This window comes from Amycolatopsis sp. CA-230715, assembly GCF_018736145.1.
In the GTDB taxonomy this organism is placed as follows: Bacteria; Actinomycetota; Actinomycetes; order Mycobacteriales; family Pseudonocardiaceae; genus Amycolatopsis.
The window spans coordinates 7,410,503-7,432,539 of the sequence record NZ_CP059997.1 but is presented as its reverse complement, the minus strand read 5'-3'; the positions used below and the strand labels follow the sequence as shown (position 1 = coordinate 7,432,539).

21 protein-coding genes are annotated in these 22,037 nt (G+C 69.1%); 10 read left to right on the top strand and 11 right to left on the bottom strand.

All coding sequences use genetic code 11. The features are described from left to right. Positions 1–95 precede the first annotated feature (95 nt). Together HUW46_RS35360 and HUW46_RS35355 are read left to right on the top strand one after the other, a co-directional pair. Positions 96–1,487, top strand: a complete 1,392-nt coding sequence (locus HUW46_RS35360; RefSeq protein WP_215550308.1) for an RNA polymerase sigma factor — start codon at positions 96–98, stop codon at positions 1,485–1,487. Between the two features lie 236 nt (positions 1,488–1,723). Next, positions 1,724–3,112, top strand: a complete 1,389-nt coding sequence (locus tag HUW46_RS35355; protein ID WP_215550307.1) for an RNA polymerase sigma factor — start codon at positions 1,724–1,726, stop codon at positions 3,110–3,112. A gap of 70 nt (positions 3,113–3,182) precedes the next feature. On the opposite strand, the gene HUW46_RS35350 is transcribed toward HUW46_RS35355, so the two are convergent. Beyond that, positions 3,183–3,395 (bottom strand): hypothetical protein, encoded by a 213-nt coding sequence (locus tag HUW46_RS35350; RefSeq protein WP_215543069.1) that lies wholly within the window; start codon positions 3,393–3,395, stop codon positions 3,183–3,185. Beyond that, positions 3,392–4,000: a hypothetical protein gene (locus tag HUW46_RS35345; RefSeq protein WP_215543068.1), complete on the bottom strand. Its 609-nt coding sequence runs from the start codon at positions 3,998–4,000 to the stop codon at positions 3,392–3,394. The genes HUW46_RS35350 and HUW46_RS35345 overlap by 4 nt, the downstream gene beginning before the upstream one ends. Before the next feature lie 128 nt (positions 4,001–4,128). Between HUW46_RS35345 and HUW46_RS35340 the strand changes: the two genes are divergently transcribed. From HUW46_RS35340 to HUW46_RS35330, 3 genes are read left to right on the top strand one after another with little or no spacing between them, the layout of a single operon-like run. Beyond that, positions 4,129–5,352, top strand: a complete 1,224-nt coding sequence (locus HUW46_RS35340) for a sensor histidine kinase (protein ID WP_254125206.1) — start codon at positions 4,129–4,131, stop codon at positions 5,350–5,352. Then, positions 5,349–6,026, top strand: coding sequence for a response regulator (locus tag HUW46_RS35335; RefSeq protein ID WP_215543066.1), 678 nt, complete (start codon positions 5,349–5,351; stop codon positions 6,024–6,026). Before HUW46_RS35340 ends, HUW46_RS35335 begins: the two co-directional genes overlap by 4 nt. A 48-nt stretch (positions 6,027–6,074) precedes the next feature. Next, positions 6,075–7,553 carry an APC family permease gene (locus HUW46_RS35330; protein WP_215543065.1) on the top strand — a complete coding sequence of 493 codons (1,479 nt, stop codon included), beginning with the start codon at positions 6,075–6,077 and terminating at the stop codon, positions 7,551–7,553. On the opposite strand, the gene HUW46_RS35325 is transcribed toward HUW46_RS35330, so the two are convergent. Continuing rightward, the gene (locus HUW46_RS35325) at positions 7,516–8,058 is read right to left on the bottom strand and encodes a DUF6885 family protein (RefSeq protein WP_215543064.1); all 543 of its coding nucleotides are present in this window, start codon (positions 8,056–8,058) and stop codon (positions 7,516–7,518) included. The genes HUW46_RS35330 and HUW46_RS35325 overlap by 38 nt on opposite strands. A gap of 448 nt (positions 8,059–8,506) precedes the next feature. On the opposite strand from HUW46_RS35325, the gene HUW46_RS48565 reads away from it, so the two are divergent. Next, positions 8,507–8,689: a DUF7455 domain-containing protein gene (locus HUW46_RS48565; RefSeq protein ID WP_254125204.1), complete on the top strand. Its 183-nt coding sequence runs from the start codon at positions 8,507–8,509 to the stop codon at positions 8,687–8,689. A 70-nt stretch (positions 8,690–8,759) separates the two neighbouring features. Here the strand turns inward: HUW46_RS48565 and HUW46_RS35320 are convergent, their stop codons facing one another. The 5 genes from HUW46_RS35320 to HUW46_RS35300 form a co-directional block, all read right to left on the bottom strand. Continuing rightward, positions 8,760–9,941: an ROK family transcriptional regulator gene (locus HUW46_RS35320; RefSeq protein WP_215543063.1), complete on the bottom strand. Its 1,182-nt coding sequence runs from the start codon at positions 9,939–9,941 to the stop codon at positions 8,760–8,762. A 12-nt stretch (positions 9,942–9,953) separates the two neighbouring features. After that, positions 9,954–11,402 (bottom strand): sugar ABC transporter permease, encoded by a 1,449-nt coding sequence (locus tag HUW46_RS35315; protein WP_215543062.1) that lies wholly within the window; start codon positions 11,400–11,402, stop codon positions 9,954–9,956. 18 nt (positions 11,403–11,420) lie between these two features. Beyond that, a complete protein-coding gene (locus HUW46_RS35310) occupies positions 11,421–12,194 on the bottom strand; it encodes an ATP-binding cassette domain-containing protein (protein WP_215543061.1) in 774 nt (257 codons plus the stop codon). Between the two features lie 83 nt (positions 12,195–12,277). Beyond that, positions 12,278–13,411 (bottom strand): sugar ABC transporter substrate-binding protein, encoded by a 1,134-nt coding sequence (locus HUW46_RS35305; protein WP_215543060.1) that lies wholly within the window; start codon positions 13,409–13,411, stop codon positions 12,278–12,280. Between the two features lie 197 nt (positions 13,412–13,608). Further along, positions 13,609–15,363, bottom strand: a complete 1,755-nt coding sequence (locus HUW46_RS35300; RefSeq protein ID WP_215543059.1) for a DEAD/DEAH box helicase — start codon at positions 15,361–15,363, stop codon at positions 13,609–13,611. Between the two features lie 205 nt (positions 15,364–15,568). On the opposite strand from HUW46_RS35300, the gene HUW46_RS35295 reads away from it, so the two are divergent. After that, the gene (locus HUW46_RS35295) at positions 15,569–16,735 is read left to right on the top strand and encodes a YihY/virulence factor BrkB family protein (RefSeq protein ID WP_442860872.1); all 1,167 of its coding nucleotides are present in this window, start codon (positions 15,569–15,571) and stop codon (positions 16,733–16,735) included. On the opposite strand, the gene HUW46_RS35290 is transcribed toward HUW46_RS35295, so the two are convergent. After that, positions 16,679–17,515, bottom strand: coding sequence for a hypothetical protein (locus tag HUW46_RS35290; RefSeq protein WP_215543057.1), 837 nt, complete (start codon positions 17,513–17,515; stop codon positions 16,679–16,681). The two genes, HUW46_RS35295 and HUW46_RS35290, sit on opposite strands and share 57 nt — an antisense overlap. A 99-nt stretch (positions 17,516–17,614) precedes the next feature. After that, entirely contained in the window at positions 17,615–17,857 is a 243-nt protein-coding gene (locus HUW46_RS35285; RefSeq protein WP_215543056.1) for a DUF3039 domain-containing protein, read from the bottom strand. Between the two features lie 9 nt (positions 17,858–17,866). Between HUW46_RS35285 and HUW46_RS35280 the strand changes: the two genes are divergently transcribed. From HUW46_RS35280 to HUW46_RS35270, 3 genes are all read left to right on the top strand, one after another. After that, a complete protein-coding gene (locus HUW46_RS35280; RefSeq protein WP_215550306.1) occupies positions 17,867–18,817 on the top strand; it encodes a pseudouridine-5'-phosphate glycosidase in 951 nt (316 codons plus the stop codon). A gap of 76 nt (positions 18,818–18,893) precedes the next feature. Further along, a complete protein-coding gene (locus tag HUW46_RS35275) occupies positions 18,894–19,766 on the top strand; it encodes a carbohydrate kinase family protein (protein ID WP_215543055.1) in 873 nt (290 codons plus the stop codon). Between the two features lie 71 nt (positions 19,767–19,837). Next, on the top strand, positions 19,838–21,016 hold the full coding sequence (locus HUW46_RS35270) for an alpha/beta hydrolase family protein (RefSeq protein ID WP_215543054.1): 1,179 nt from the start codon (positions 19,838–19,840) through the stop codon (positions 21,014–21,016). Between the two features lie 190 nt (positions 21,017–21,206). Here the strand turns inward: HUW46_RS35270 and HUW46_RS35265 are convergent, their stop codons facing one another. Next, positions 21,207–21,989, bottom strand: coding sequence for an SDR family NAD(P)-dependent oxidoreductase (locus HUW46_RS35265; RefSeq protein ID WP_215543053.1), 783 nt, complete (start codon positions 21,987–21,989; stop codon positions 21,207–21,209). Positions 21,990–22,037 lie beyond the last annotated feature (48 nt).

Genomic DNA, 22,037 nt, shown 5'->3' with positions numbered 1-22,037 from the left:
AGGAAAACCGCAGGCCGGGGGCGTCCCCCGAACCTTGGCAGCCGGGAGGTCCCCTCCCTCCGGCTCGCCTGATCGACCGCTGCGAAAGGGCGTACGTGGCAGCCGCAAAAACCGCTACCCGAAGCGGCACGAAGACAACCAGCGCCGACGAGGGCGCGGAGTCCAGCATCGAGGCGGCCGGCCAGAACGGCACCGCGAAGAAGGCTGCTCCCCGTAAGCCCGCCGCGCGCAAGACCGCGGCGAAGAAGGCCCCCGCGAAGACCAAGGCCAAGGGCGAGGACACCGCCGGCGAAGCCGACGGCCCCGAAGACCTCGACGAGGCCGATCTGGAGACCCCGGACCTTTCCGACCTCGAAGAGGTCGAAGTCGACGTCGTCGACGCCACCGTCACCACCGACGAGGACTCCGCCGAAGACGCCGAAGAGGAGGACGCGCCCGCCGCGGGCCGTGGCCAGCGCGCGTCCGGCGCGAAGGGCGGCAAGTCCGCCGAGGGCGGCTCCGACTTCGTGTGGGACGAGGAGGAGTCCGAGGCGCTGCGGCAGGCCCGTAAAGACGCCGAGCTGACCGCCTCGGCGGACTCGGTGCGCGCCTATCTCAAGCAGATCGGCAAGGTCGCGCTCCTCAACGCCGAAGAAGAAGTCGAACTCGCCAAACGCATCGAAGCAGGCCTCTACGCCGCCGAACGCGTCCGCGGATCCGAAGAAGAAGGCGAAAAACTCGCCACCCAGATGCGCCGCGATCTCAAATGGATCGTCCGCGACGGCGAACGCGCGAAGGACCACCTGCTGGAGGCCAACCTCCGGCTCGTGGTCTCCCTCGCCAAGCGCTACACGGGACGCGGCATGGCGTTCCTCGACCTGATCCAGGAAGGCAATCTGGGTCTGATCCGCGCGGTCGAAAAGTTCGACTACACCAAGGGTTACAAGTTTTCGACCTACGCCACGTGGTGGATCCGCCAGGCCATCACCCGCGCCATGGCCGACCAAGCACGCACCATCCGCATCCCCGTGCACATGGTCGAAGTCATCAACAAACTCGGCCGCATCCAACGAGAACTCCTCCAAGACCTCGGCCGCGAACCCACCCCCGAAGAACTCGCCAAAGAAATGGACATCTCCCCGGAGAAAGTCCTCGAAATCCAGCAATACGCCCGCGAACCCATCTCGCTGGACCAAACCATCGGCGACGAAGGCGACTCCCAACTCGGCGACTTCATCGAAGACTCCGAAGCCGTCGTCGCCGTCGACGCCGTCTCCTTCACCCTCCTACAGGACCAACTCCAATCCGTCCTGCAAACCCTCTCCGAACGCGAAGCAGGCGTCGTCCGCCTCCGCTTCGGACTCACCGACGGCCAACCCCGCACCCTCGACGAAATCGGCCAAGTCTACGGCGTCACCCGCGAACGCATCCGCCAAATCGAATCCAAAACCATGTCCAAACTCCGCCACCCCTCCCGATCCCAAGTCCTCCGCGACTACCTCGACTGAGGGTGGCATCCGGCGAAGGGGCCGTCGACCTGCGGGTCGGCGGCCCCTTCGCCGTCTCGCCGGGTCACAGAAGCCGATCAAGTGGCGGCGAACGCGGCGTGGCGTCGTTACAATGGAACGCGGCCTGGACCTGCGGACGGCAAGCCGGCAGGCCGAGGGACGAGTCCGAATCCGAGGCAGCCGAGGCCAGCTCCCTGCCCCGGTTCGTCGTGATCGACCACTGCGAAAGGGTGTCTGTGGCAGCCCCGAGGACCGCCAGCCGAAGCGGCAAGAAGACAGCGACCAGCACCGATGCCGAACCCGAGGCCGAAGGCCAGAACGGCACGGCGGCGAAGAAGGCTGCTCCCCGTAAGCCCGCCGCGCGCAAGACCGCGGCGAAGAAGGCCCCCGCGAAGACCAAGGCCAAGGGCGAGGACACCGCCGGCGAAGCCGACGGCCCCGAAGACCTCGACGAGGCCGACCTCGAAACCCCCGACCTCTCCGACCTCGAAGAAGTCGAAGTCGACGTCGTCGACGCGACCCTCACCTCCGACGAGGACTCCGCCGAGGACGCCGAAGAAGAAGAGGCCGACGAGGAGGCTCCTGCCTCGGGCAAGTCCGCCGGGAAGCGGGCGAAGTCGTCGGACGAGTCCTCGTCGAGCTTCGTGTGGGACGAGGAGGAGTCCGAGGCGCTGCGGCAGGCCCGTAAAGACGCCGAGCTGACCGCCTCGGCGGACTCGGTGCGCGCGTACCTCAAGCAGATCGGCAAGGTCGCGCTCCTCAACGCCGAAGAAGAAGTCGAACTCGCCAAACGCATCGAAGCAGGCCTCTACGCCGCCGAACGCGTCCGCGGATCCGAAGAAGAAGGCGAAAAACTCGCCACCCAGATGCGCCGCGATCTCAAATGGATCGTCCGCGACGGCGAACGCGCGAAGGACCACCTGCTGGAGGCCAACCTCCGGCTCGTGGTCTCCCTCGCCAAGCGCTACACGGGACGCGGCATGGCGTTCCTCGACCTGATCCAGGAAGGCAATCTGGGTCTGATCCGCGCGGTCGAAAAGTTCGACTACACCAAGGGTTACAAGTTTTCGACCTACGCCACGTGGTGGATCCGCCAGGCCATCACCCGCGCCATGGCCGACCAAGCACGCACCATCCGCATCCCCGTGCACATGGTCGAAGTCATCAACAAACTCGGCCGCATCCAACGAGAACTCCTCCAAGACCTCGGCCGCGAACCCACCCCCGAAGAACTCGCCAAAGAAATGGACATCTCCCCGGAGAAAGTCCTCGAAATCCAGCAATACGCCCGCGAACCCATCTCGCTGGACCAAACCATCGGCGACGAAGGCGACTCCCAACTCGGCGACTTCATCGAAGACTCCGAAGCCGTCGTCGCCGTCGACGCCGTCTCCTTCACCCTCCTACAGGACCAACTCCAATCCGTCCTGCAAACCCTCTCCGAACGCGAAGCAGGCGTCGTCCGCCTCCGCTTCGGACTCACCGACGGCCAACCCCGCACCCTCGACGAAATCGGCCAAGTCTACGGCGTCACCCGCGAACGCATCCGCCAAATCGAATCCAAAACCATGTCCAAACTCCGCCACCCCTCCCGATCCCAAGTCCTCCGCGACTACCTCGACTAGCAGACCGGGAAAGAAAACGCGGGTGCGTCCACTGTGGACGCACCCGCGTTTTCTTTCCCCGCAACGATTCTCAGCCGCCGGAGCGGTTCTTGATCTTGCGCTTACCGGAGGCGGCCAGCACGAGCAGGCCGCCCGCGACGGCCATCACCACGCTCGCCGCGATGTGCAGCGATTCCGGCAGCACGTACAGCTGGACGAACCAGCTCCTCGACCCGTCGCCGAGCCGGTTGATAAACCCGCCGACGCCCTGCACCAGCAGCAGGATCCCGAACGCCTCGATCATGACGAAACCCGTTCCCTTTCAGCGGTCCCGCGCGAAGACCGCGTAGTCAACGTCTGCCAGAGCGGTCCGGTGACGAACCAGATGACCGTGATCAGGCCGAGCCGCGGCAACCAGCCGGTGGCCTCCCAGAGCGGCTTGGTCTGCTCCGGGGTGCCGACGACGAAGATCAGCACCAGCAGCACCGCGGCCGCGATCCCGCAGCCGAGCACGCAGCGGCCCCATTCACGCCACTCGTGGCGCACCCGTTCGGGACCGTGCTTGGGCGGTTTGTCCGGGGGCGGCCCGCCCGCGAAGCGGTGTGCGAACCGCTGATCGGCCCACCGCACCAGGCGCGGCCCGAACGCGACGGAGAAGCCGAGGTACACCGCCGCGATCCCGTGCACCGCGGTGGCCTTGCCACCGCCCGCGAGGTCGATCATCGTCGCGACGAGCACCCCGATGTCGACCACCGCGGTCGAAGCGAGCAGCACCGCGCCGGTCCGGCGCCAGCGCAGCAGGTACCTGGCGAGGAGACCGCCCAGGATCAACACCCAGAACCCGATCTCGCCCGCCGCGATGACCACGGCCATCGGGTTGGCGGCGAGGAAATCCCATGCTTTGTCCACGCCAGGAACGATCGCGCACTCCCGTGCCGTGGCGCGTCGGTGATCGGCAGGACTCGCGGGTCATCAGTTGGGATGAGGTCATCAGTTCGGATGACGTCGCCTCCCGCGGGCTGTGCTGTGATGGGCACGTGTCCAGCCGCACCTCGACCCTGCCCTCACCGAGGCTGCCCAAGCGGCTGCGGCGCCTGAGCGAAACCTGGCAGGACGTGATCATCAGCACCACCTCCTTCGCGGTGGGCGCGGTGCTGTACCAGTTCGGCCTGTTCGCGATCTTCGGGTCGAGGCAGACCGTCGTGGACCCATGGCACTGGGTGACGCTGACGCTGATCTGCGCGCTCGGGCTACTGCGCAGGCGCCGCTCCGGGATCGGCCTCGCGCTGGCGATCGCCGTGGTGGCCTGGGACGCGACGATCGGCTTGACCATGCCGATCCTGGTGTCGCTGTTCGACCACGTCTACGCGGCGACGCTGTACGGCTCGCGCGGGCTCAGCAGGGCGATGATCCCGCTGGCCGCGCTGAGCACGGTGGCCACCGCGACCATCACGGGTGTGGTCGTCGGCGACTGGAAGATCGCCGTGCTGGCCACCCTCGCCGCCAACTTCCCGTTCGTGATCACGCCGGTGTGGTGGGCGACGGGCATGCGCCAGTTCCGGGACCTCGCCGAGCAGGAGCGGGAGAACGCCACCCAGCTCGCCAGGATCAGCGAGCTGGACCGCGACGCGGCGGTGGTCGCCGAGCGGTCGCGGATGGCGCGCGACCTGCACGACGTGATCGCCGGGCACCTGTCGGCGATCGCGATCCAGTCCGAGGCCGCGCTTTCGCTCAACGAAGCCGATCCGGCGACCTCGCGGAAGGTGCTGGAAGCCGTGCGGGAGAACAGCGTGCACGCGCTGGAGGAGATGCGGGCGATGATCGGGCTGCTGCAGTCCACCAGGGCGGACGAGGACGAGAAGACCGCGCCGGCCAGGCTGGCGGACCTGTCCGTGCTCGTCGACTCCGCGCGGGCCACCGGGATGCGCGTCGACGTGCGCACCGAACTGGACGAGGACAACCCGTTGCCCGCGGCGGTCGACCTGACCGCGTACCGGATCGCGCAGGAGGCGCTGACGAACGCGGTGAAGCACGCGCCGAACACCGACGCGGTCGTCACCGTCCGCAGGGTGGCGGGGACACTGCACGTCGAGGTGACCAACGAGCTGCCGCCGGACGCGGGTGCCGCGTCCGGCACCGGGAGAGGACTGTTGAACATGCGGGAACGGGCGGCCGCGGTGGGCGGCTCGCTGTCGGCGGGGCCAACGGGCTCGTCGTGGTCGGTACGGGCGCGGCTGCCGATCGCGGGGATGGGCTCGTGACCGAGGAGCCGGTGAAGGTGCTCGTCGCCGACGACCACGGCGCGATCAGGGCGGGGCTGGTGCTCATCCTGGACAACGCGCCGGGGATCGAGGTGGTCGGGGAAGCCGCCGACGGCGCGGCCGCGATCCGGCAGGCGCGGGCGCTGCGGCCCGACGTGGTCCTGATGGACGTGCGCATGCCCGGTGTCGACGGGATCGCCGCCACGAAGCAGATCGTGGCCGACGAACTGGCGCAGGTGCTGGTGCTGACCACCTTCGACGTCGACGAGTACGTGTACGCGGCGCTGCGCGCGGGCGCGGGCGGCTTCCTGCTCAAATCGGTCGAAGCACCGAGGCTGGTGGAGGCGGTGTGCCTGGTCGCGGCGGGCGAAGGAGTGCTGGCCCCGCAGGTGACCAGGAAGCTGATCACCGCGTTCGCCGCGGGCCCCGCCGAACCGGCGCAGGCACCCGCCGAGCTGGCCGCGCTCACCGAGCGGGAGCGGGAAGTGCTGGGGTGCCTCGGCGACGGACTGTCCAATGCGGAAATCGGGCACCGGCTGTTCATCGGCGAAACCACCGTCAAGACCCACGTGTCCAGGGTGCTGACGAAACTCGGCCTCCGCTCGCGGGTGCAGGCCGCGATCCTCGCCCAGGAGCAGGACCTCACCGGGCCGGGAAAAAACCCGGCGGATTAGGGGTCGTGTCGGCCTGCACCGGGGTCGCCGACCTTCTACTGTTTCCGGATGGGCGTGACGCGGACACTCAATGTCGACGACGTTCTCGAACGGCAGAACTCCGGGGAGCTGAAACGGCGGCTACGCGGGCGTGATCTGATCGGCTTCGGTGTCGGCATCATCATCGGCACCGGCATCTTCACGCTCGCCGGTGTGGAGGCGAAGAGCCACGCCGGGCCTTCGGTGACGCTGTCCTTCGTGATCGGCGCGGTGGTCGCCGGGCTCGCCGCGCTCTGCTACGCCGAACTGGCGTCGAGCGTGCCGACCGCGGGCAGCGCCTACACCTACGCGTTCGCCACGCTCGGCGAGATCTTCGCCTGGATCATCGGCTGGGACCTGCTGCTGGAGTTCGCGCTCGGCGCCGCGGTCGTCTCGCGCGGCTGGTCGGGATACCTGGCGAACCTGCTCGGGCTGCCGCAGAACCTGTTCGGCGAGGACGCGACGGTCAATATCGGCGCGGTGCTGATCATCGCGCTGCTGACCACGGTCGCCGTGGCGGGGATCAAGCAGTCCTCCCTGTTCACCAACGCGCTCGTGCTGGTGAAGGTCGCGGTGTGCGTGCTGATCCTGGTGGTCGGCGTGTTCTTCATCAAGGGCTCGAACCTCACCCCGTTCATCCCGGACGCGCAGCCGCCGACCTCCGGTACGGGGACGTTGCACCAGCCCGTCGTGCAAGCGGCGCTGGGGCTGCAGCAGTCGGTGTACGGGATCGCGGGCATGGTCACCGCGGCGGCGGTGGTGTTCTTCGCCTACACCGGTTTCGAGGCGCTGGCGAACCTCGGCGAGGAGACCCGCAACCCGCGCAAGGACCTGCGGGTCGGCATCCTCGGCGCGCTGGGCATCTGCGCGATCCTCTACATCGGCGTGTCGCTGGTGCTCACCGGCATGGTGCACTACACCGACATCGACGAGGGCGCGCCGCTCGCGGACGCGTTCAACCAGGTCGGCCAGCGCTGGGTCGGCGCGCTCATCTCCGTCGGCGCGATCACCGGGCTGACCTCGGTGATGATGGTGGAGCTGGTGACGATCGGGCGGATCGGGTTCGCGATGGGCCGCGACGGCCTGCTGCCGAAGAAGATCGGCGAGGCGCACCCGAAATGGGGCACCCCGCACCGGATGACGATCGGCGGCGCGGTGCTGATCGCGGCGCTGGCCGCGTTCGTCCCGATCAGCGAGCTGTCGGACATGGTGAGCATCGGCGCGCTGTCGGCGATGATCATCGTCGCGCTCGCGGTGCCGGTGCTGCGCAAGAAGCGCCCCGATCTCAAGCGCCCCTTCACGGTGCCGCTTTCGCCGGTGCTGCCGATCGCCGCCGCGCTCGCCTGCCTGTACCTGATGCTGAACCTGGACGTGCTCACCTGGATCCGGTTCGCGGTCTGGCTCCTGCTCGGCCTCGCGATCTACTTCTTCTACGGCCGCAAGCACTCCAAGCTCGCCGCGGCGGAAAAGGTCACGCCCAAAGCGACGGGAGAAGACCCGACGACCTGACCAGTTCGGTCACGTCGTCGGCGGTCGGGGTGACGATCAGGATTCCGTTGCCCCGCAAGGAGTGCGCCAGCAGTTCGGCCGGTTGCAGCCGCGCCTCACTGTCCACAACGGACACCAGCGTTCGGTCGCCCGCGGTGAGCGTGCCATCCAGCGCGGCGTATCGCCGTCCCGTCCGCTGCGATGTCCACAGTGGAGGGATGCCGCCTTCGAGCCAGTCCCGGAGCGCGCGGTCGGGCGTGTCGTCGGCGGCGAGGTCTGCCGCGGACAGGCACGCGAGCACACCCACCGCGTCCAGTCCGTGCAACGCCGTGAGCAGCGCGCGCAGCCGCTCGGCCGTCCAGTCACCGGAGACCGGCGTGACCCGGAACTCGGGGCCGGACAGGGCGTCGGCGAGCCCGGCCGCGGGCAGCCCGCGCGCCATCGCAACGGCCATCTCATCCCGGGCGAGCGCACCGGGGAACCGCCGGATCTCGTCGAGCAGCGCCATCGCGGTGCAGTCTCTCACGGTGGTCCGGTGACTACGTCGGGTCGTCCCGCGCGCCGGGACGACACGCCCGGAGGTCGCGACACGCCGAAGAGCCCGCATTGTGACCATCCCCCACAGCGCGTCACGGAATTCCGCTGTGAACGAACAAGATCGGCGCGGGCCGGGACTTGATACGCCGGACGGATGCCGCGGTACCCGCCTACGCAGGCACTTTCACCTGGGGAAACGGCAAAATCCGTTACTCCGCGTCCCGGTCCGCGGGAATGATCTACGACATCCGGGGTAATTCGGCGTGACACACCTCCCACCGGCGCGGGAACACTTGCGGCCCGCCGAACGTCTGCAAGAGTGGAAGCAACGAACACCGCGGAGCCGGTGGCGACCCCGCCCCCGGAGTCAGTGCCGAAGTGGTCGTAGCTGGATCGATGGCATCGGGCAACCGGTGCCGGGACGGAGGGAGACTCCCATGACATCACCTACGCTCACCCGCCCCGAACTGACCGCTGCCGACCGTTGCGACCGGTGCGGTGCCGCAGCACAGGTTCGCGCCGTACTCAGCACTGGCGGCGAGTTGCTCTTCTGCGGACACCACGCTCGGGAGCACGAGAACAAGCTCAAGGAAATGGCAGCGGACATTCAGCGAGGCTGACGAAGAGTCTTTCTCTGACAGGTGGCGAGTGCTCCCAGAGCACTCGCCACCTTTCGTTTTCGGGCCAGGTTCAGACCGTGTCGAGCACCTGCTCGAAGGCTACCTCGGCGGCCCCGAGCAGCTTCACGTCGGCGCCGAGGCTCGAACAGACGATGTCCGTGCCGCCGACCGCCCTGCTGACCAGGCTCCGGCGCCGCACGGCCGCCGTGACGGAGTCGAGCACCGGGGGCGGCAGCATGGTGAACAGGTCGCCGAGCACGACGAGCTGCGGGCCGAGCAGGTTGACCACGTTGACCAGCCCCAGGGTGAGCCACTCGGCGAACTCCCCGAGGCGCCGTACGGCCGCCTCGGCGTCCTGTGCGAGCTCTTTCAGCTCGACGAGGATCGCTCCCCTGGGCGTGTCCTCGGGCAGGCCGAGCGCGCGGCACAGCGCCGCCTCCCCGACTTCGGTTTCCCAGCAGCCGCTGCTGCCGCAGTAGCAGCCACGGCCGCCCGGCCGGATCACCATGTGGCCCAGCTCTCCCACGTACCCGGCCGCCCCGCGCAGGGAGGCGCCCTCGGCGATCACGCCACCGCCGACACCGACATCGGCCGAGACGTACACCGCGTCCGAAGAACCGCGTGCCGAGCCGCGGAGGTGCTCGGCGACGGCGCCCAGCTCGGCGTCGTTGCCGACCAGCACCGGGACCCGCAGCACGCTCGTCAGCCGCTCGCCGAGCGCGATGTCGGTCCAGCGCAGGTTGGGCGCCTCGTGCACGTGCCCGTCCGCGCGCCGGACCACGCCGGGCACCGAAACCCCGGCGCCGGAAGGGATGCAGCCGAGATCGCCGGCGAGCACGGTCGCCGAGTCGACGATGTGCGTGATGACCTCGCCCGGCTCGCGGTTGCGGCCGTGCAGGTTCCAGCTGTTGCGGCCGAGGATCTGCCCGCCGAGCCCGACGAACGCGATCGCGACGTGCTCGACCTGGATGTCGACCGCGAGCACCACGGCTGCCTGCGGCTGGGGCAGCACCAGTAGCGAGGGGCGGCCGGCCCCCCGCCCTGGACGAGGTACCCGTTCCTCCACGACCCCGGCCTCGGCGAGGCCGTCGACCAGCGTCTTGATGGTGCTGCGGTTCAACCCGAGCTCGTTGGCCAGCGTCGCCCTGGTGACCGGTCCCCCGATGTGCAGGAGCCGCAACAAGGTCGTGCGGTTGTGCCGGCGCACCTCGTCTGGTCGTGCAACAGGCGTGCTGGTCACGGGCCTTATCATTCCATGGACGGCTCAGCGGGGCGCCGTGGCGGCGCGACGGCGGGACAGCGCGTCGACCGTGGCGGCCAGCATGAGCACGAGTCCGGTGATCACGTTGACCACCGCGGGCGGCTGTCCGAGCAGGCCGAGCGCGTTGGTCACGACGGCGAGCACGGCGCCGCCGATCACCGCGTCCACGATCCGGCCGCGGCCGCCGAACAGCGAGGTCCCGCCGATCACCGCGGCGCCGACGGCGAACAGCAGCGTGTTGAGACCGCCAGCCTGCGGGTCGACCGAGCCGACCTTCGACGAGTAGACGATCGCGCCGACCGCGGCCACGGTCGAGCAGATCACGAACACGCTGGCCCTGATCTTGTCGACGTTGATCCCGGCCCGGCGCGCCGCCTCGCGGTTGCCGCCGACGGCGTAGATGTGCCTGCCGTACTTGGTGCGGTTGAGCACGTAGGTGCCCGCGACGAGCAGCACCAGCACGATCGGGACCACGTACGGCACACCGGAGATCACGATGTTCGGGTTCGGCGCCCTGTTGATCGTGAACAGGTACGTGGCGACGGCGGCGAGCACCGCGACCGCGCCGACCTTGAACAGCACGAGCGGGGTCGGCTGGGTGACGAGCCCGCGCTTGAGCCGGGAGAAGTGCTGCCCGAGCGTGACCGCGGCGAACCCGCCCGCGCCGAGCACGAACAGCAGCCAGCTCCCGAGCGTGGACAGGTTTCCGTTGGCCACCTTGAACAACACCTCGGAGGTGCTGATCCCGAGCGTGCCGCCCTGGCCGATGAACTGCAGGATCACGCCCTGCCACACGATGAACAGCGCCAGGGTCACCACGAACGACGGCATGCCGATCTTGGACACCAGGAACCCGGTGATGCAGCCGATCGCGGCGCCGACGCTGATGGCGAGCAGCATTTCGACCCACGGGTTCGCCGCGGCCCCGGACAGCGCGAGCACGATCGCGACGAACGCGAACGCGGCACCGGCCCAGATCCGCAGGAAGATCCCGAGCAGCACGGCGACCGCGAGCACGGCGAGGAAGGCGTAGAACACGCCGGTGTGCATGCCGCCGAGCAGGTTGCCGTTGCGCACGTAGTGCAGTGCCATCACCGCGCCCGCGACACCGGAGGCGGTTCCGGCCGACAGATCGATCTCGCCGAGCAGCAGCACGAACACGATGCCCATCGCGATGATCGTCTGCCCCGCGCCCTGCGCGAGGAGGTTCGCGATGTTGTTGAGGGAGAAGAACTTGTCCGACAGCGCGGAGAACAGGACGACGAGCACGAGCAGGCCGAGCACCGCGGGCAGCGCGCCGAGCTGGCCCGCCTTGAGCCGCGACCCGTAGTCGCGGATGGCTTCCCCGGTGGACATCGACGTGGTGTCGATGCCGAAATCGGTGATCGCGCCGGACGGCACACCGTTCGCTTGCTCCCCGGTGCGTTCCGGTTTGGCCGAGGTTTCAGTCATTGCGGGTTCTTTCTGTGGTCACGGCGCGACGGCTTCGGGGCGGGCGAGGCCGAGATCGCCCGACCGGCCCGCGGTGATGAGTTCGACGACCTGGCCGTGCGTCACGTCCTTCGTGGCGACGTCGGCGACGAGCCTGCCGAGGTAGAGCACCGCGATCCGGTCGGCGACCTCGAAGACGTCGGCCATGTTGTGGCTGATCAGCACGACACCGAGGCCCTGCTCGGCGAGGCGGCGCACGAGGTCGAGCACCTGGCGGGTCTGCGCGACGCCGAGCGCGGCGGTCGGCTCGTCGAGCAGCACGACCTTGCTATCCCACAGCACGGATTTCGCGATCGCCACGGTCTGGCGCTGGCCGCCGGAAAGCGCGGAAACGGGCGTGCGAACGGATTTCACGGTACGCACGGACAACGACGCGAGCGTTTCGCGCGCCGCCTTCTCCATGCTGGCTTCGTCGAGCAGCCAGGAACTCCCGCGCTCGCGGCCGAGGAACATGTTCTGCACGATGTCGAGGTTGTCTGCGAGCGCGAGGTCCTGGTAGACGACCTCGATGCCGAGTTCGGCGGCGTCCTTGGGGCCGCGGACGTGCACCTGCTTCCCGGCGAAGGTGATCGCGCCCGAGTCCGACGGGTGGATGCCCGCGATGCACTTGACCAAAGTGGACTTCCCGGCGCCGTTGTCGCCGACGAGCGCGGTGACCTGGCCAGGCCGCACGGCGAAGTCCACGTCGTGCAGGACGTGGACCGGGCCGAAGCTCTTGTTCAGGTGTTTCAGTTCGAGTATCGGTTCGCTCACTGCTGGTCCTTCTGCTGCGCACTGGACACCGGGGCGGGACGCGATGTCGGGGGAACCTCATCCCGCCCCGGCTGCTGGGGGTGCTACTTGATGCCGAGCTGCGCGCAGGCGGCCGCGAGGTCGCCGCCGCAGATCTCCGACGCCTTGACGTAGCCCTCGTCGACGACCTTCTTCACACTGTCCTTTGTGGTCAGCTGCGGCTGCAGGAGCACGGACTTGACGGTGCGGTTGCCCTTCGGGTCCTTCGACACCGCGGTGGCGATCGCGTCGGCGCCCGCCTTGTCTCCCTTGGCAAGCGCGGCCGCGAGGTTCGCCGCGTTCTCCGCCTCTTCCTTGATCGGCTTGAACACGCTCATGTACTGCTCGCCGCGCAGGATCGCCATCAGGCCGTCGGCGGTGGCGTCCTGCCCGGTCACCGGCACCTTCCCGGCGAGGCCGTTCTTCTTCAGCACGGTGATCACCGCACCGGCGAGCCCGTCGTTCGCCGCGACGACGCCGTCGACCTTGCCGCCGTTGGCGGTGAGGATGTTCTCGAAGGTGCTGCCGCCCTTCTGGTTGTCCCAGTCGTCGATGGGCTGGCTGCGCACGAGCTTGAGGTCACCGGAGGCGTACTTGGCCTTCAGCACGCTCTGCTGCCCGTTGTAGAACAGGGTCGCGTTGTTGTCCGTCGGCGCGCCCTCGATCTCGATGACCTGCGCGCCTTTCTTGTCCTTCAACGCATCCGCGAGTCCCTGGCCCTGCAGCGCGCCGACCTTCTCGTTGTCGAAGGAGACGTAGTAGTCGGAGCCGCCGCCGAGGTTGAGCCGGTCGTAGTCGATGGTCGGGATGCCCGCGGTCTTGGCCTTCGCCGCGACCGCGCTGCCGACCTCGCTGTTGATCGAGGCGATGACGAGCACCTTCACGCCCTGGGCGATCATGCCGTCGGCCAGCGTGGTGAACTTCTGGACGTCGCCCTGCGCGTTCTGCACGTCGGCGTCGAAGCCCTTCGCCTTGAGCGCCTGCTCGAGGTAGGGCTTGTCGAACGCCTCCCACCTGGCGGAGGTGGCCGTCTCGGGGAGGATGACGCCGACCTTGCCGTTGGCGCCGCCGCCGCTGCCGCTGCTGCTGTTCGACGAGCTGCTGCCGCCGCTCCCGGAGTCGCTGTTGGCGCCGCACGCGGTGAGAGTGAGCGTGACGCCCATCGCCGCGGCGACGAAGGCGACGGTTCTCTTGCGCATCCGCTGTCCTTCCAGATCCTGCCGACGGGCCTGGGATCCGGGCGGGCCCGGCGCACCGTCGCGCAAATGTTGTGGGCGACAACATATGTCGGCGACCGCCGGTGGGGAAGATTACTGGATCGATCCAGAACAAGGCGTTCGGACACGGTTTGGCAACGGCAGCGGATGACCATATCCGCAGGTTGACGGGGTGGGATTCACCAAGAGCGGAGCGTGACGATGCGCTCCTCGAGCTGTTCCATGGTGGCCATCGCGGTCGGCGGGCCGCCGCACACCTTGCGCAGTTCGTTGTGGATCGCGCCGTGCGGCTTCTTGGTCCGGTGGTGGTACATGCCGACGAGCGCGTTCAGCTCCTTGCGCAGGCCCGCGATCCGCTCGCTGACCGGCTGCGGCTTCGGCTGGGCGGGCTCCGCCTGCTCCTCCGGCTTGCGCCGCTTGCTGTCCGCGAGCTGCTCCTCCTGGCGCTTGCGCAGCAGCGCGCGCACCTGGTCCGGTTCCAGCAGACCGGGCAGCCCGAGGTACTCCTGCTCCTCGTCGGAACCGGAGAACACCGCGGTGCCGAACGAGTTCCCGTCGTAGATCACCTGGTCCAGCTCGGCGGAGGCGCCCAGCGAGGTGAACGCCTTCTCCTCCTCGCCAGGCTCGTCCTCGGTGCGGTTCGCCGCGGCGAGCAGTTCGTCGTCCCAGCCGTCCTTTTCCCGGTGCGGCTTGCCGAGCACGTGGTCGCGCTGGGCTTCCAGCTCGCTCGCCAGCTCCAGCAGCACCGGCACGCTCGGCACGAAGACGCTCGCGGTCTCCCCCTGCTTGCGCGCACGCACGAACCGGCCGATGGCCTGCGCGAAGAACAACGGGGTCGAGGCGCTCGTCGCGTAGACGCCGACGGCGAGCCTCGGCACGTCGACACCCTCGGAAACCATGCGCACCGCGACCAGCCAGCGCTCGTCCGACGAGGAGAACTCGCCGATCCGCTTGGACGCCTTCGGATCGTCGGAGAGCACGACCACCGGCTCCTCGCCGGAAATCCGCTGCAGGATCTTCGCGTAGGCGCGCGCCGAATCCTGGTCGGTGGCGATCACCAGACCGCCCGCGTCCGGGATGCCGCCCGCCCTGAGCTGGTTCAACCGCGTGTCGGCGGCCTGCAGCACGGACGGAATCCATTCGCCAGCCGGGTCGAGCGCGGTACGCCAGGCGCGCGCGTTCTGCTCCGCGGTCAGCGGCTCGCCGAGGCGCGCGGTGAACTCGTCACCCGCACTCGTCCGCCAGGAAGCCTCGCCGGAATAGGCGAGGAAGACCACGGGACGGACCACGCCGTCGGCGAGCGCGTCGGCATAACCGTAGGAATGGTCGGCCCTGCTCCGCATCATGCCTTCGCCGTCGGGTTCGTACGTGACGAACGGGATCGGCGAGTCGTCGCTGCGGAACGGGGTCCCGGTGAGTTCGAGCCTGCGCACGGCGGGCGTGAAGGCCTCGCGGATCGCGTCACCCCACGACTTCGCGTCGCCGCCGTGGTGGATCTCGTCGAGGATGACCAGCGTCTTGCGGTTTTCCGTGCGCACCCTGTGCAGCGTCGGATGGGCGGCGACCTGGGCGTAGGTCAGCGCGACGCCCTGGAAGTCCGACGAGGTGACGCCCGTGGTGTTGCGGAAGTTCGAGTCGATCGCGATCCCGGCGCCCGCCGCCGAAACCGCCCACTGGTGCTTGAGGTGCTCGGTCGGGGTGACGATCGTGATCGACTCGATCGTCCGGTCCGAGAGCAGTTCGGCCGCGATGCGCAGGCCGAACACGGTCTTGCCCGCACCGGGCGTCGCCACCGCGAGGAAGTCCTGCGGCTTGCTGGTGAGGTACTTGGTCAGCGCGCGGCGCTGCCATGCGCGCAGCGGCCGCGCCGTCGAGTCCTGCTCCGCCGGCGGCGCGCCGAGTTCCGTCCGATTGCGTTGGGCCGTTTCCGACATCGGGATACGTCCAACTCCTCTCGCGGCCTGCGACAACATGCGAATGCCCCCACGGAAAAGTCCCGGCTACCGTGCCGGACCGGAAGTGAGGGCGCTCCGAAGAGCCTACCCCGGGCGCCGCCGGGGCGCGGGCATCGGCACGGGTGATGTCCGCCAACTCGCCGAGTTCAGGCGGGGCGACGAGCCAAAAGAACCGAAATGCACCATGCTGGACCCTGCGATGGACGGAGCAGACGAGGCTGAGCGGGTACCGGGCCCCGCCGCGGTGAAGACGGCCCGCAAGGGCCCCCTGCGCTTGATCCAGCGCACTTTCAGCAAGGCGTGGGACGGCAACATCTTCTCCGAGGCCGCGGAGGCTGCGTTCTGGCAGACGCTGTCGCTGCCGCCGCTGCTGCTCGGGCTGCTCGGCAGCGTGGGTTACCTCTCCGACTGGTTCGGCCCGACGCTGGTCACCTCGGTGCACGACCAGATCATCCGGTTCTGCCACCAGGTGTTCAGCCCGAACGCGGTGCAGGAGATCATCGAGCCGACCGTCAACAGCATCCTGAGCGTCGGCAAGGGCGAGATCGTCTCGATCGGTTTCGTCATCTCGCTGTGGGCGGGTTCGTCCGCGATGTCGTCGTTCGTCGACGCGATCACCGTCGCCCACGACCAGTACGGCGTGCGCAACGAGGTGTGGCAGCGGATCTTCGCACTGCTGCTGTACATGTGCGCGCTGGTGGCGCTGGTGATCGGGCTGCCGCTGCTGGCGATCGGCCCCGACCTGCTGCCGAGGTTCTTCCCCGCCGACTGGCGGCCGACCGTGTCGGACTGGGTCGGCACGCTCTACTACCCGATCCTCGGTGTGCTGATCGTGCTCGCGCTCGCCACGCTCTACAAGCTCGCGCTGCCGAGGAAGCTGCCGTGGCACCGCGGCCTGCCCGGCGCGGTGCTGGCGATGGTGGTGTTCCTGCTCTCCAGCATCGGCCTGCGGATCTACCTGACCTGGATCACCAAGACCGGCTACACCTACGGCGCGCTGGCCGCGCCGATCGCGTTCCTGCTGCTGACCTTCTTCATCGGGCTCGCCGTGGTCGGCGGCGCCTACTTCAACAGCGCGATCCAGGAGTTGTGGCCGGCGAAGGCGACCAGGCGGCAGCGCCGGAAGTGGCGCCGCCTCGAACTGGAGCGCGCCAACGAGCGCATGAAGTCCGAGGAGGGCAAGAAGCTCTGGGAGCGCGCGACGTTGCCGCTGCGCCGCCCGGCGAAGTCCGAGAACGGTTCGACGCCCCCCGAAGAGGGCACAGACAGCACGGACGACGCCAAGCAGGAACCGTCAGGCGGCGCGGAACCGCCAGGTCTTGCTGTCGATCGCCGCGCAGATGCCGGGTGACACCACGACGACGCGCAACGTACCGTCCCGCTCGTCGTAGTCGATCCCCTCTGCCTCGAAGTCGCCGCCGCACGCGCTTTCCAGCGGCAGCTGGCCGAGCGAGCGGACCTTCCCGGTGACGTCGGAACCGTGCACCGGCGCCGAAAGATCCACCTGCAGCAAGGGTTTGGTGACGCCGAACAGCTTGCCATCGGGATCGTCGGAGGAGCAGAGCAGGCGCGTCGCGGTGACGAAGTCGCAGCCCTGAACGTCGCGCACGGGGTGGTCGAGCCGGATCGCCGAGGCGTAGGGCAGGTTCTTGCCCGGGTCGGTGAACGCGACCCCTGGCATCGGGTGCACGAGCAGGCGGTCCATCGTGCCCCACTCGCCCGCGACAAGCCAGCGGCCGTCGGGGGACACCGCGGCGAACGAGTTGTTGTTCGCCTCCCACGATTCCAGCGCGTGCTGGTAGTCGGTGGTCTTGCCGTCGGGCGCCTGCACGCGGAAGAGCTTGGCGCCGCGGTCGTCGCGCTGGTACGGCTCGACGTAGTAGCCCAGTGCGGAACCGGGGTCGCCGACGTGGTTCCAGCCCTTGACGCGCAGGTCGAGCGGGATGGTGCCGATACCGGTGTAGCGGATCGTGGTGCCGCCCGGCCGGACGACGGTGGCGAGGCCCTGGCTCTCGTCGAGCGGGCGGGCGCGGTCGGACCCGACCGTCACCCAGCCTTCAGCGGCCGAAGCGGCGGGCGCGCCGAGGACGAGCAGAGCCGCCACCGCCACCAGTGTTCCGAACCTGCGCATGAGGTCTCCGTCCCGTGCGTTCGCGTGGTTGGTTCATACCAGCGGCGCACGGGACGGGGTAGCCGCCAAGTGAATAATTTTCACCTTGGCGGCCCGCGATCACTCGCCCGGCTTCATCCGGTCGTAGATCTTCTTGCAGTCGGGGCACACCGGCGAACCCGGCTTCGGCGACTTCGTCACCGGGAAGACCTCGCCGCACAGCGCCACCACGTGCGTGCCCATGACCGCGCTTTCCGCGATCTTGTTCTTGCGCACGTAGTGGAACATCTTCGGCGCGTCGTCGTCGGAGGTGTCGGTGCCCTCCGGGCGGGTGTCGACCTCGGGCAAAGTCTGTGTACTCACCCCTCCATGATGCCCCAGATCGCCGTTCGGCGAAGATGTCCCCTCGTGACCAGTTCAGCCCAGGCGCCCCCGATCACCGTCGCCGAGGAAGTTTCCGACGCGCTGACCAGCGGGCGCGCGGTCGTCGCCCTGGAGAGCACGCTGCTCTCGCACGGCCTGCCGTCCGGCCGGAACCTCACCGTGGCGCGGCGCCTGGAGCAAGCGGTCCGGGACGCGGGCGCGGTGCCCGCGACTATCGCGGTCCTCGACGGCGAACCGCTCGCAGGTCTGTCGAACGAGCAGCTCGAACGGGTGTGCGCCGAGGATCTCGCGAAGCTGTCGTTGCGCGATCTCGGGCCCGCGGTCGGGCTCGGGCTGTCCGGCGCGACGACGGTGGCGAGCACGAGCGCGCTCGCGCACGCGGCCGGGATCGGCGTGTTCGGCACCGGCGGGCTCGGCGGTGTCCACCTCGGCGCGGCGCAGACCTGGGACGTGTCCGCCGATCTCGGCGCGCTCGGCGCGTTGCCGACCGTGGTCGTGTGCTCCGGCGTCAAGTCGGTGCTCGACATCGCGGCGACGCTGGAGGTGCTGGAGACCAACTCGGTGCCGGTGCTCGGCTACCGCACGGACGACTTCCCGGCGTTCTACCTGCGCTCGTCCGGATATCCCGCGCCGTGGCGGGTGGACGATCCCGCCACCGCCGCGAAGGTGATCAGCGCGCACCGCGCCTACTCCGGCTCGGGGGTGCTGGTGACGAACCCGGTCCCCGAAGAGTCCGAAATGGACAAAGACCTGCACGACCGGCTGCTCCGCGGCGGGCTCGACCTGCTCGCCGAACGCGGGGTGCAGGGCTCCGACGTGACCCCGGTGCTGCTGGAGCACTTCCACGAGGCGAGCGGCGGGGTGAGCCTCGACGCGAACGAAGCGCTCGTGCTGGCGAACGTGGCGCTGGCGGCCGAGATCGCGGTGGAACTCGCATGAGCGACGCTTGCGAGCGAATCGAGGACATCATGCGCCAAAAGAAATCAGACGCTGTCTCGCGGAGCGAGGCGATCGCATGACCGGGGTGATCGTGGTCGGGGACGCGGGCCTCGACGTGGTGGCCAGGCTCGCCGGGCCGGTCGTGCACGGCGGGGACGTGCGGGCCGGGATCCGGTTCACCGGCGGCGGTTCCGGCGCGAACACCGCGTTGTGGCTGCGCGCGTGCGAGGTCGAGCCGACGCTGGTGGCCCGCATCGGCGACGACGCCGGCGGCCGGCTGATCCGGTCCGAGCTGGAAGCAGCCGGGGTGCGCTGCGCCTTCACCGTCGACCCCGACGCGGCGACGTGCTGCGTGGTGGTGCTGGTCGACAGCGCCGACGGCCAGCGCAGCATGCTCGCCGACCGCGGTGCGAACGCCCGCTTCTCCCCCGCCGACGTCGATTCCGCGGTCCTCGCGGGCGCACGTCACCTGCACCTGTCCGGTTACGTGCTGCTCGACCCGTCGTCGCGGCCCGCGGGCATCGCTTCGCTCGCGGCGGCCAAGGAAGCGGGCCTGACCACCTCCGTCGATCCGCAGGCGGCCGCGCACATCAAGGACCCCGCCGCGTTCCTCGACGACGTGCGCGGCGTCGACCTGCTGATGCCGAACTCCGAGGAGTTGGAAGCGCTCACCGGATCGCGGGAGGTGTCCGCGGCGAAGTCGCTGCTGGACGTGGTGGGCTCGGTCGTGCTGACGGCGGGGATGAACGGCGCGTCCTGGGTCGACGGCGACGGGGTCACGAGCGTCCCGGCGGAACCGGCCGACTGCGTCGACTCCACGGGCGCGGGCGACGCGTTCGACGCGGGTGTGCTGTCGGCGTGGCTCGCCGATGAGTCCACTGTGGACATCTTGCGGCGCGGGGTTTCCTGCGGGGCGCGCGCGGTGCGCAAGCTCGGCCCGCAGCCGTAGGGTCGGCCCCACGTCGTTTCCGGTGGTCCGCCCCCGTGCGCTCGCGCGGTGGCGGCCCTACGTTCCGGTCTGTGAAGCCAATCAAGCGAAGATTCTTCTGCGCGGCCCTGCTCACCGCGGTCATGGCGGCATCGGGGATCGGCACGGCAGCGGCCGACACCGGCTGCCGTGGCGCGCTGCTCGCGTCCACCGTCGTAGACCGGATCCCCGCGGACAAGGTCGGCGAATACCTGCGCAAGGCCAATCTCGATCCGTCTCGGGCGAAGTTCGGGGTGATCGCCGAGCGGATCGAGTACCGCACGGTTACCCCGAACGGCCGCCCGACCGTCGCAAGTGGACTGGTGGTGCGGCCGGACGGGAACCCCGCCGCGACCGATCTCGTGTCCTGGGCGCACGGCACGATGATCTACCGGGGCTACGCCGGTTCGGTCAGCGCGACCGACAGCACCCGCTCGTACGCGGCGCTGTTCGCGTCCGCGGGCTACGTCACCTCCGCACCGGACTACCTCGGGCTGGGCACCGGCCCCGGTACGCACCCGTACCTCGACGTCGACTCGGAAACCACGGCGTCGATCGACGCGCTGCGAGCGACGAAGCAGCTCGCGGCCCGCGAACGCGTGCGGACGACCGATCGCGTGCTGGCCACCGGGTTTTCCCAGGGCGGCCCGGCGGCGATGGCGCTCGGGCGGGCCCTTTCGCGCGGCGCCGACCCGCACCTCAGGCTCGCCGCGCTGGCTCCGATCAGCGGCCCGTACGACCTGAGCGGCCTCGTTTCGACGGCGCTGTCCGGCGGAATAGACAACGCCACCGCCTACACGGCGTACTTCACCGTGGCGTGGAACCGGTTGCACCACCTGTACGACTCGCCCGCGGAAGCGTTCCGCGACCCGGCGATCGTCGACCTCTTCGACGGAAACCACCCCGACCAAGAGGTGTTCCCGAAACTTCCCGCCACCGTCGGCGAACTGCTGACGCCGCAGTTCATCGAAAAGCTGAAGCACCCGACCAGCGCGCTGCGGCGCGCTTTCCGCGTCGCCGACGGTACGTGCGACTGGCGGCCGAACGTCCCGGTGCACCTGTTCGCGGCGAGCGGGGACCACACGGTGCCGATCTGGAACTCGCGCACCTGCGCCGGACAGTTGCGGGAAAACCACGCCACCGCGGAGGTCGTCGACGTCGGCGCGGTCGACCACCTCCCGTCGGCGAAGCGGGCCAGCGCGCAGATATTGGCTCTGTTCCAAGCATCCTGAGCCGAGTTCAGGACACTGACTGCCGTGAAGGTGGCCTTCAGGGCGTCTAGGTCCCCGAAGGCCACTTTCGGGGCGTAGCGGCCCCTTCAAAGCAACCCACCCCGCAACCGCGACACGCAGTCGTACCCGCAAGCTCGCGCTACTTCGCCCCCTTCTACCGGAACGCCCGTCGGGGGCACGCCTCAGACGGCTAGGCCGTTTTGACCGCGCCGCCGTCGACGACGTAGTCGTGCCCGGTCATGCTGGCCGCGAGCGGAGAAGCCAGGTAGGCCACGAAGGACGCGACCTGCTCGGGCTCGACCAGCTCACCGGACGGGATCCCGGACGCGGCGGCCAATCCGGCGAGCAGTTCGTCGTGCGAAACGCCCTGTGCCGCGGCAACCGCGCCGCCGAAACCGTCGGGGTCCGTCCACAAAGACGTGCGCGTCGGGCCGGGCGAAACCGTGGCGACGCGGACTCCCTGGCCGCCGTATTCCTCGGCCATCGCCTTGCCGAACACGTTGAGCGCGGCCTTGGCGGTGGTGTAGGGAGCCGGCGCGTCCTGCGGTACCCGTGCGCCGATCGAGGAGATGTTGACAACCAGGCCACGGGTGCGGACCACGCTGTCGATGGCGGCTTGGCTGGTGCGCACGGCGGCGAAGAAGTTCAGGTCGAAGATCTGCGCCCACTGCTTGTCGTCGTAGCCGAAGAACGGCCGAAGCTCGCTCAGTTCACCGCCGCCGACGTTGTTGACCAGGACGTCGATATCACCGTGCTCGTCGAGCACCGAGCGCACGAGGTCCGCTGGACCGTCCGGAGTGGACAGATCGGCCACCACGGCGCGCGCCCCGCTCTCGGCGAGTTCGGCGGAGGTGGTGCGCGCGGCGCCGATCACCGTCATCCCCTCCGCGACCAGTGCGCGCACGATCGCCAGCCCGATCCCCCTGCTGGCGCCGGTGACCAGCGCGGTCTTCCCCGTCAACTGCAAGTCCATCGCAACTCCCTCCAGTGATGCGTCAAACGCGATGCATTCACTCTACAA

Bases quoted from the DNA above. Each gene is read 5' to 3' on its own strand.
- HUW46_RS35350 (WP_215543069.1), bottom strand. From the start codon at position 3,395: ATGATCGAGGCGTTCGGGATCCTGCTGCTGGTGCAGGGCGTCGGCGGG.
- HUW46_RS35330 (WP_215543065.1), top strand. From the start codon at position 6,075: ATGGGCGTGACGCGGACACTCAATGTCGACGACGTTCTCGAACGGCAG.
- HUW46_RS48565 (WP_254125204.1), top strand. From the start codon at position 8,507: ATGACATCACCTACGCTCACCCGCCCCGAACTGACCGCTGCCGACCGT.
- HUW46_RS35320 (WP_215543063.1), bottom strand. From the start codon at position 9,941: ATGATAAGGCCCGTGACCAGCACGCCTGTTGCACGACCAGACGAGGTG.
- HUW46_RS35315 (WP_215543062.1), bottom strand. From the start codon at position 11,402: ATGACTGAAACCTCGGCCAAACCGGAACGCACCGGGGAGCAAGCGAAC.
- HUW46_RS35305 (WP_215543060.1), bottom strand. From the start codon at position 13,411: ATGCGCAAGAGAACCGTCGCCTTCGTCGCCGCGGCGATGGGCGTCACG.
- HUW46_RS35300 (WP_215543059.1), bottom strand. From the start codon at position 15,363: ATGTCGGAAACGGCCCAACGCAATCGGACGGAACTCGGCGCGCCGCCG.
- HUW46_RS35295 (WP_442860872.1), top strand. From the start codon at position 15,569: ATGCTGGACCCTGCGATGGACGGAGCAGACGAGGCTGAGCGGGTACCG.
- HUW46_RS35290 (WP_215543057.1), bottom strand. From the start codon at position 17,515: ATGCGCAGGTTCGGAACACTGGTGGCGGTGGCGGCTCTGCTCGTCCTC.
- HUW46_RS35280 (WP_215550306.1), top strand. From the start codon at position 17,867: ATGCCCCAGATCGCCGTTCGGCGAAGATGTCCCCTCGTGACCAGTTCA.
- HUW46_RS35275 (WP_215543055.1), top strand. From the start codon at position 18,894: ATGACCGGGGTGATCGTGGTCGGGGACGCGGGCCTCGACGTGGTGGCC.
- HUW46_RS35265 (WP_215543053.1), bottom strand. From the start codon at position 21,989: ATGGACTTGCAGTTGACGGGGAAGACCGCGCTGGTCACCGGCGCCAGC.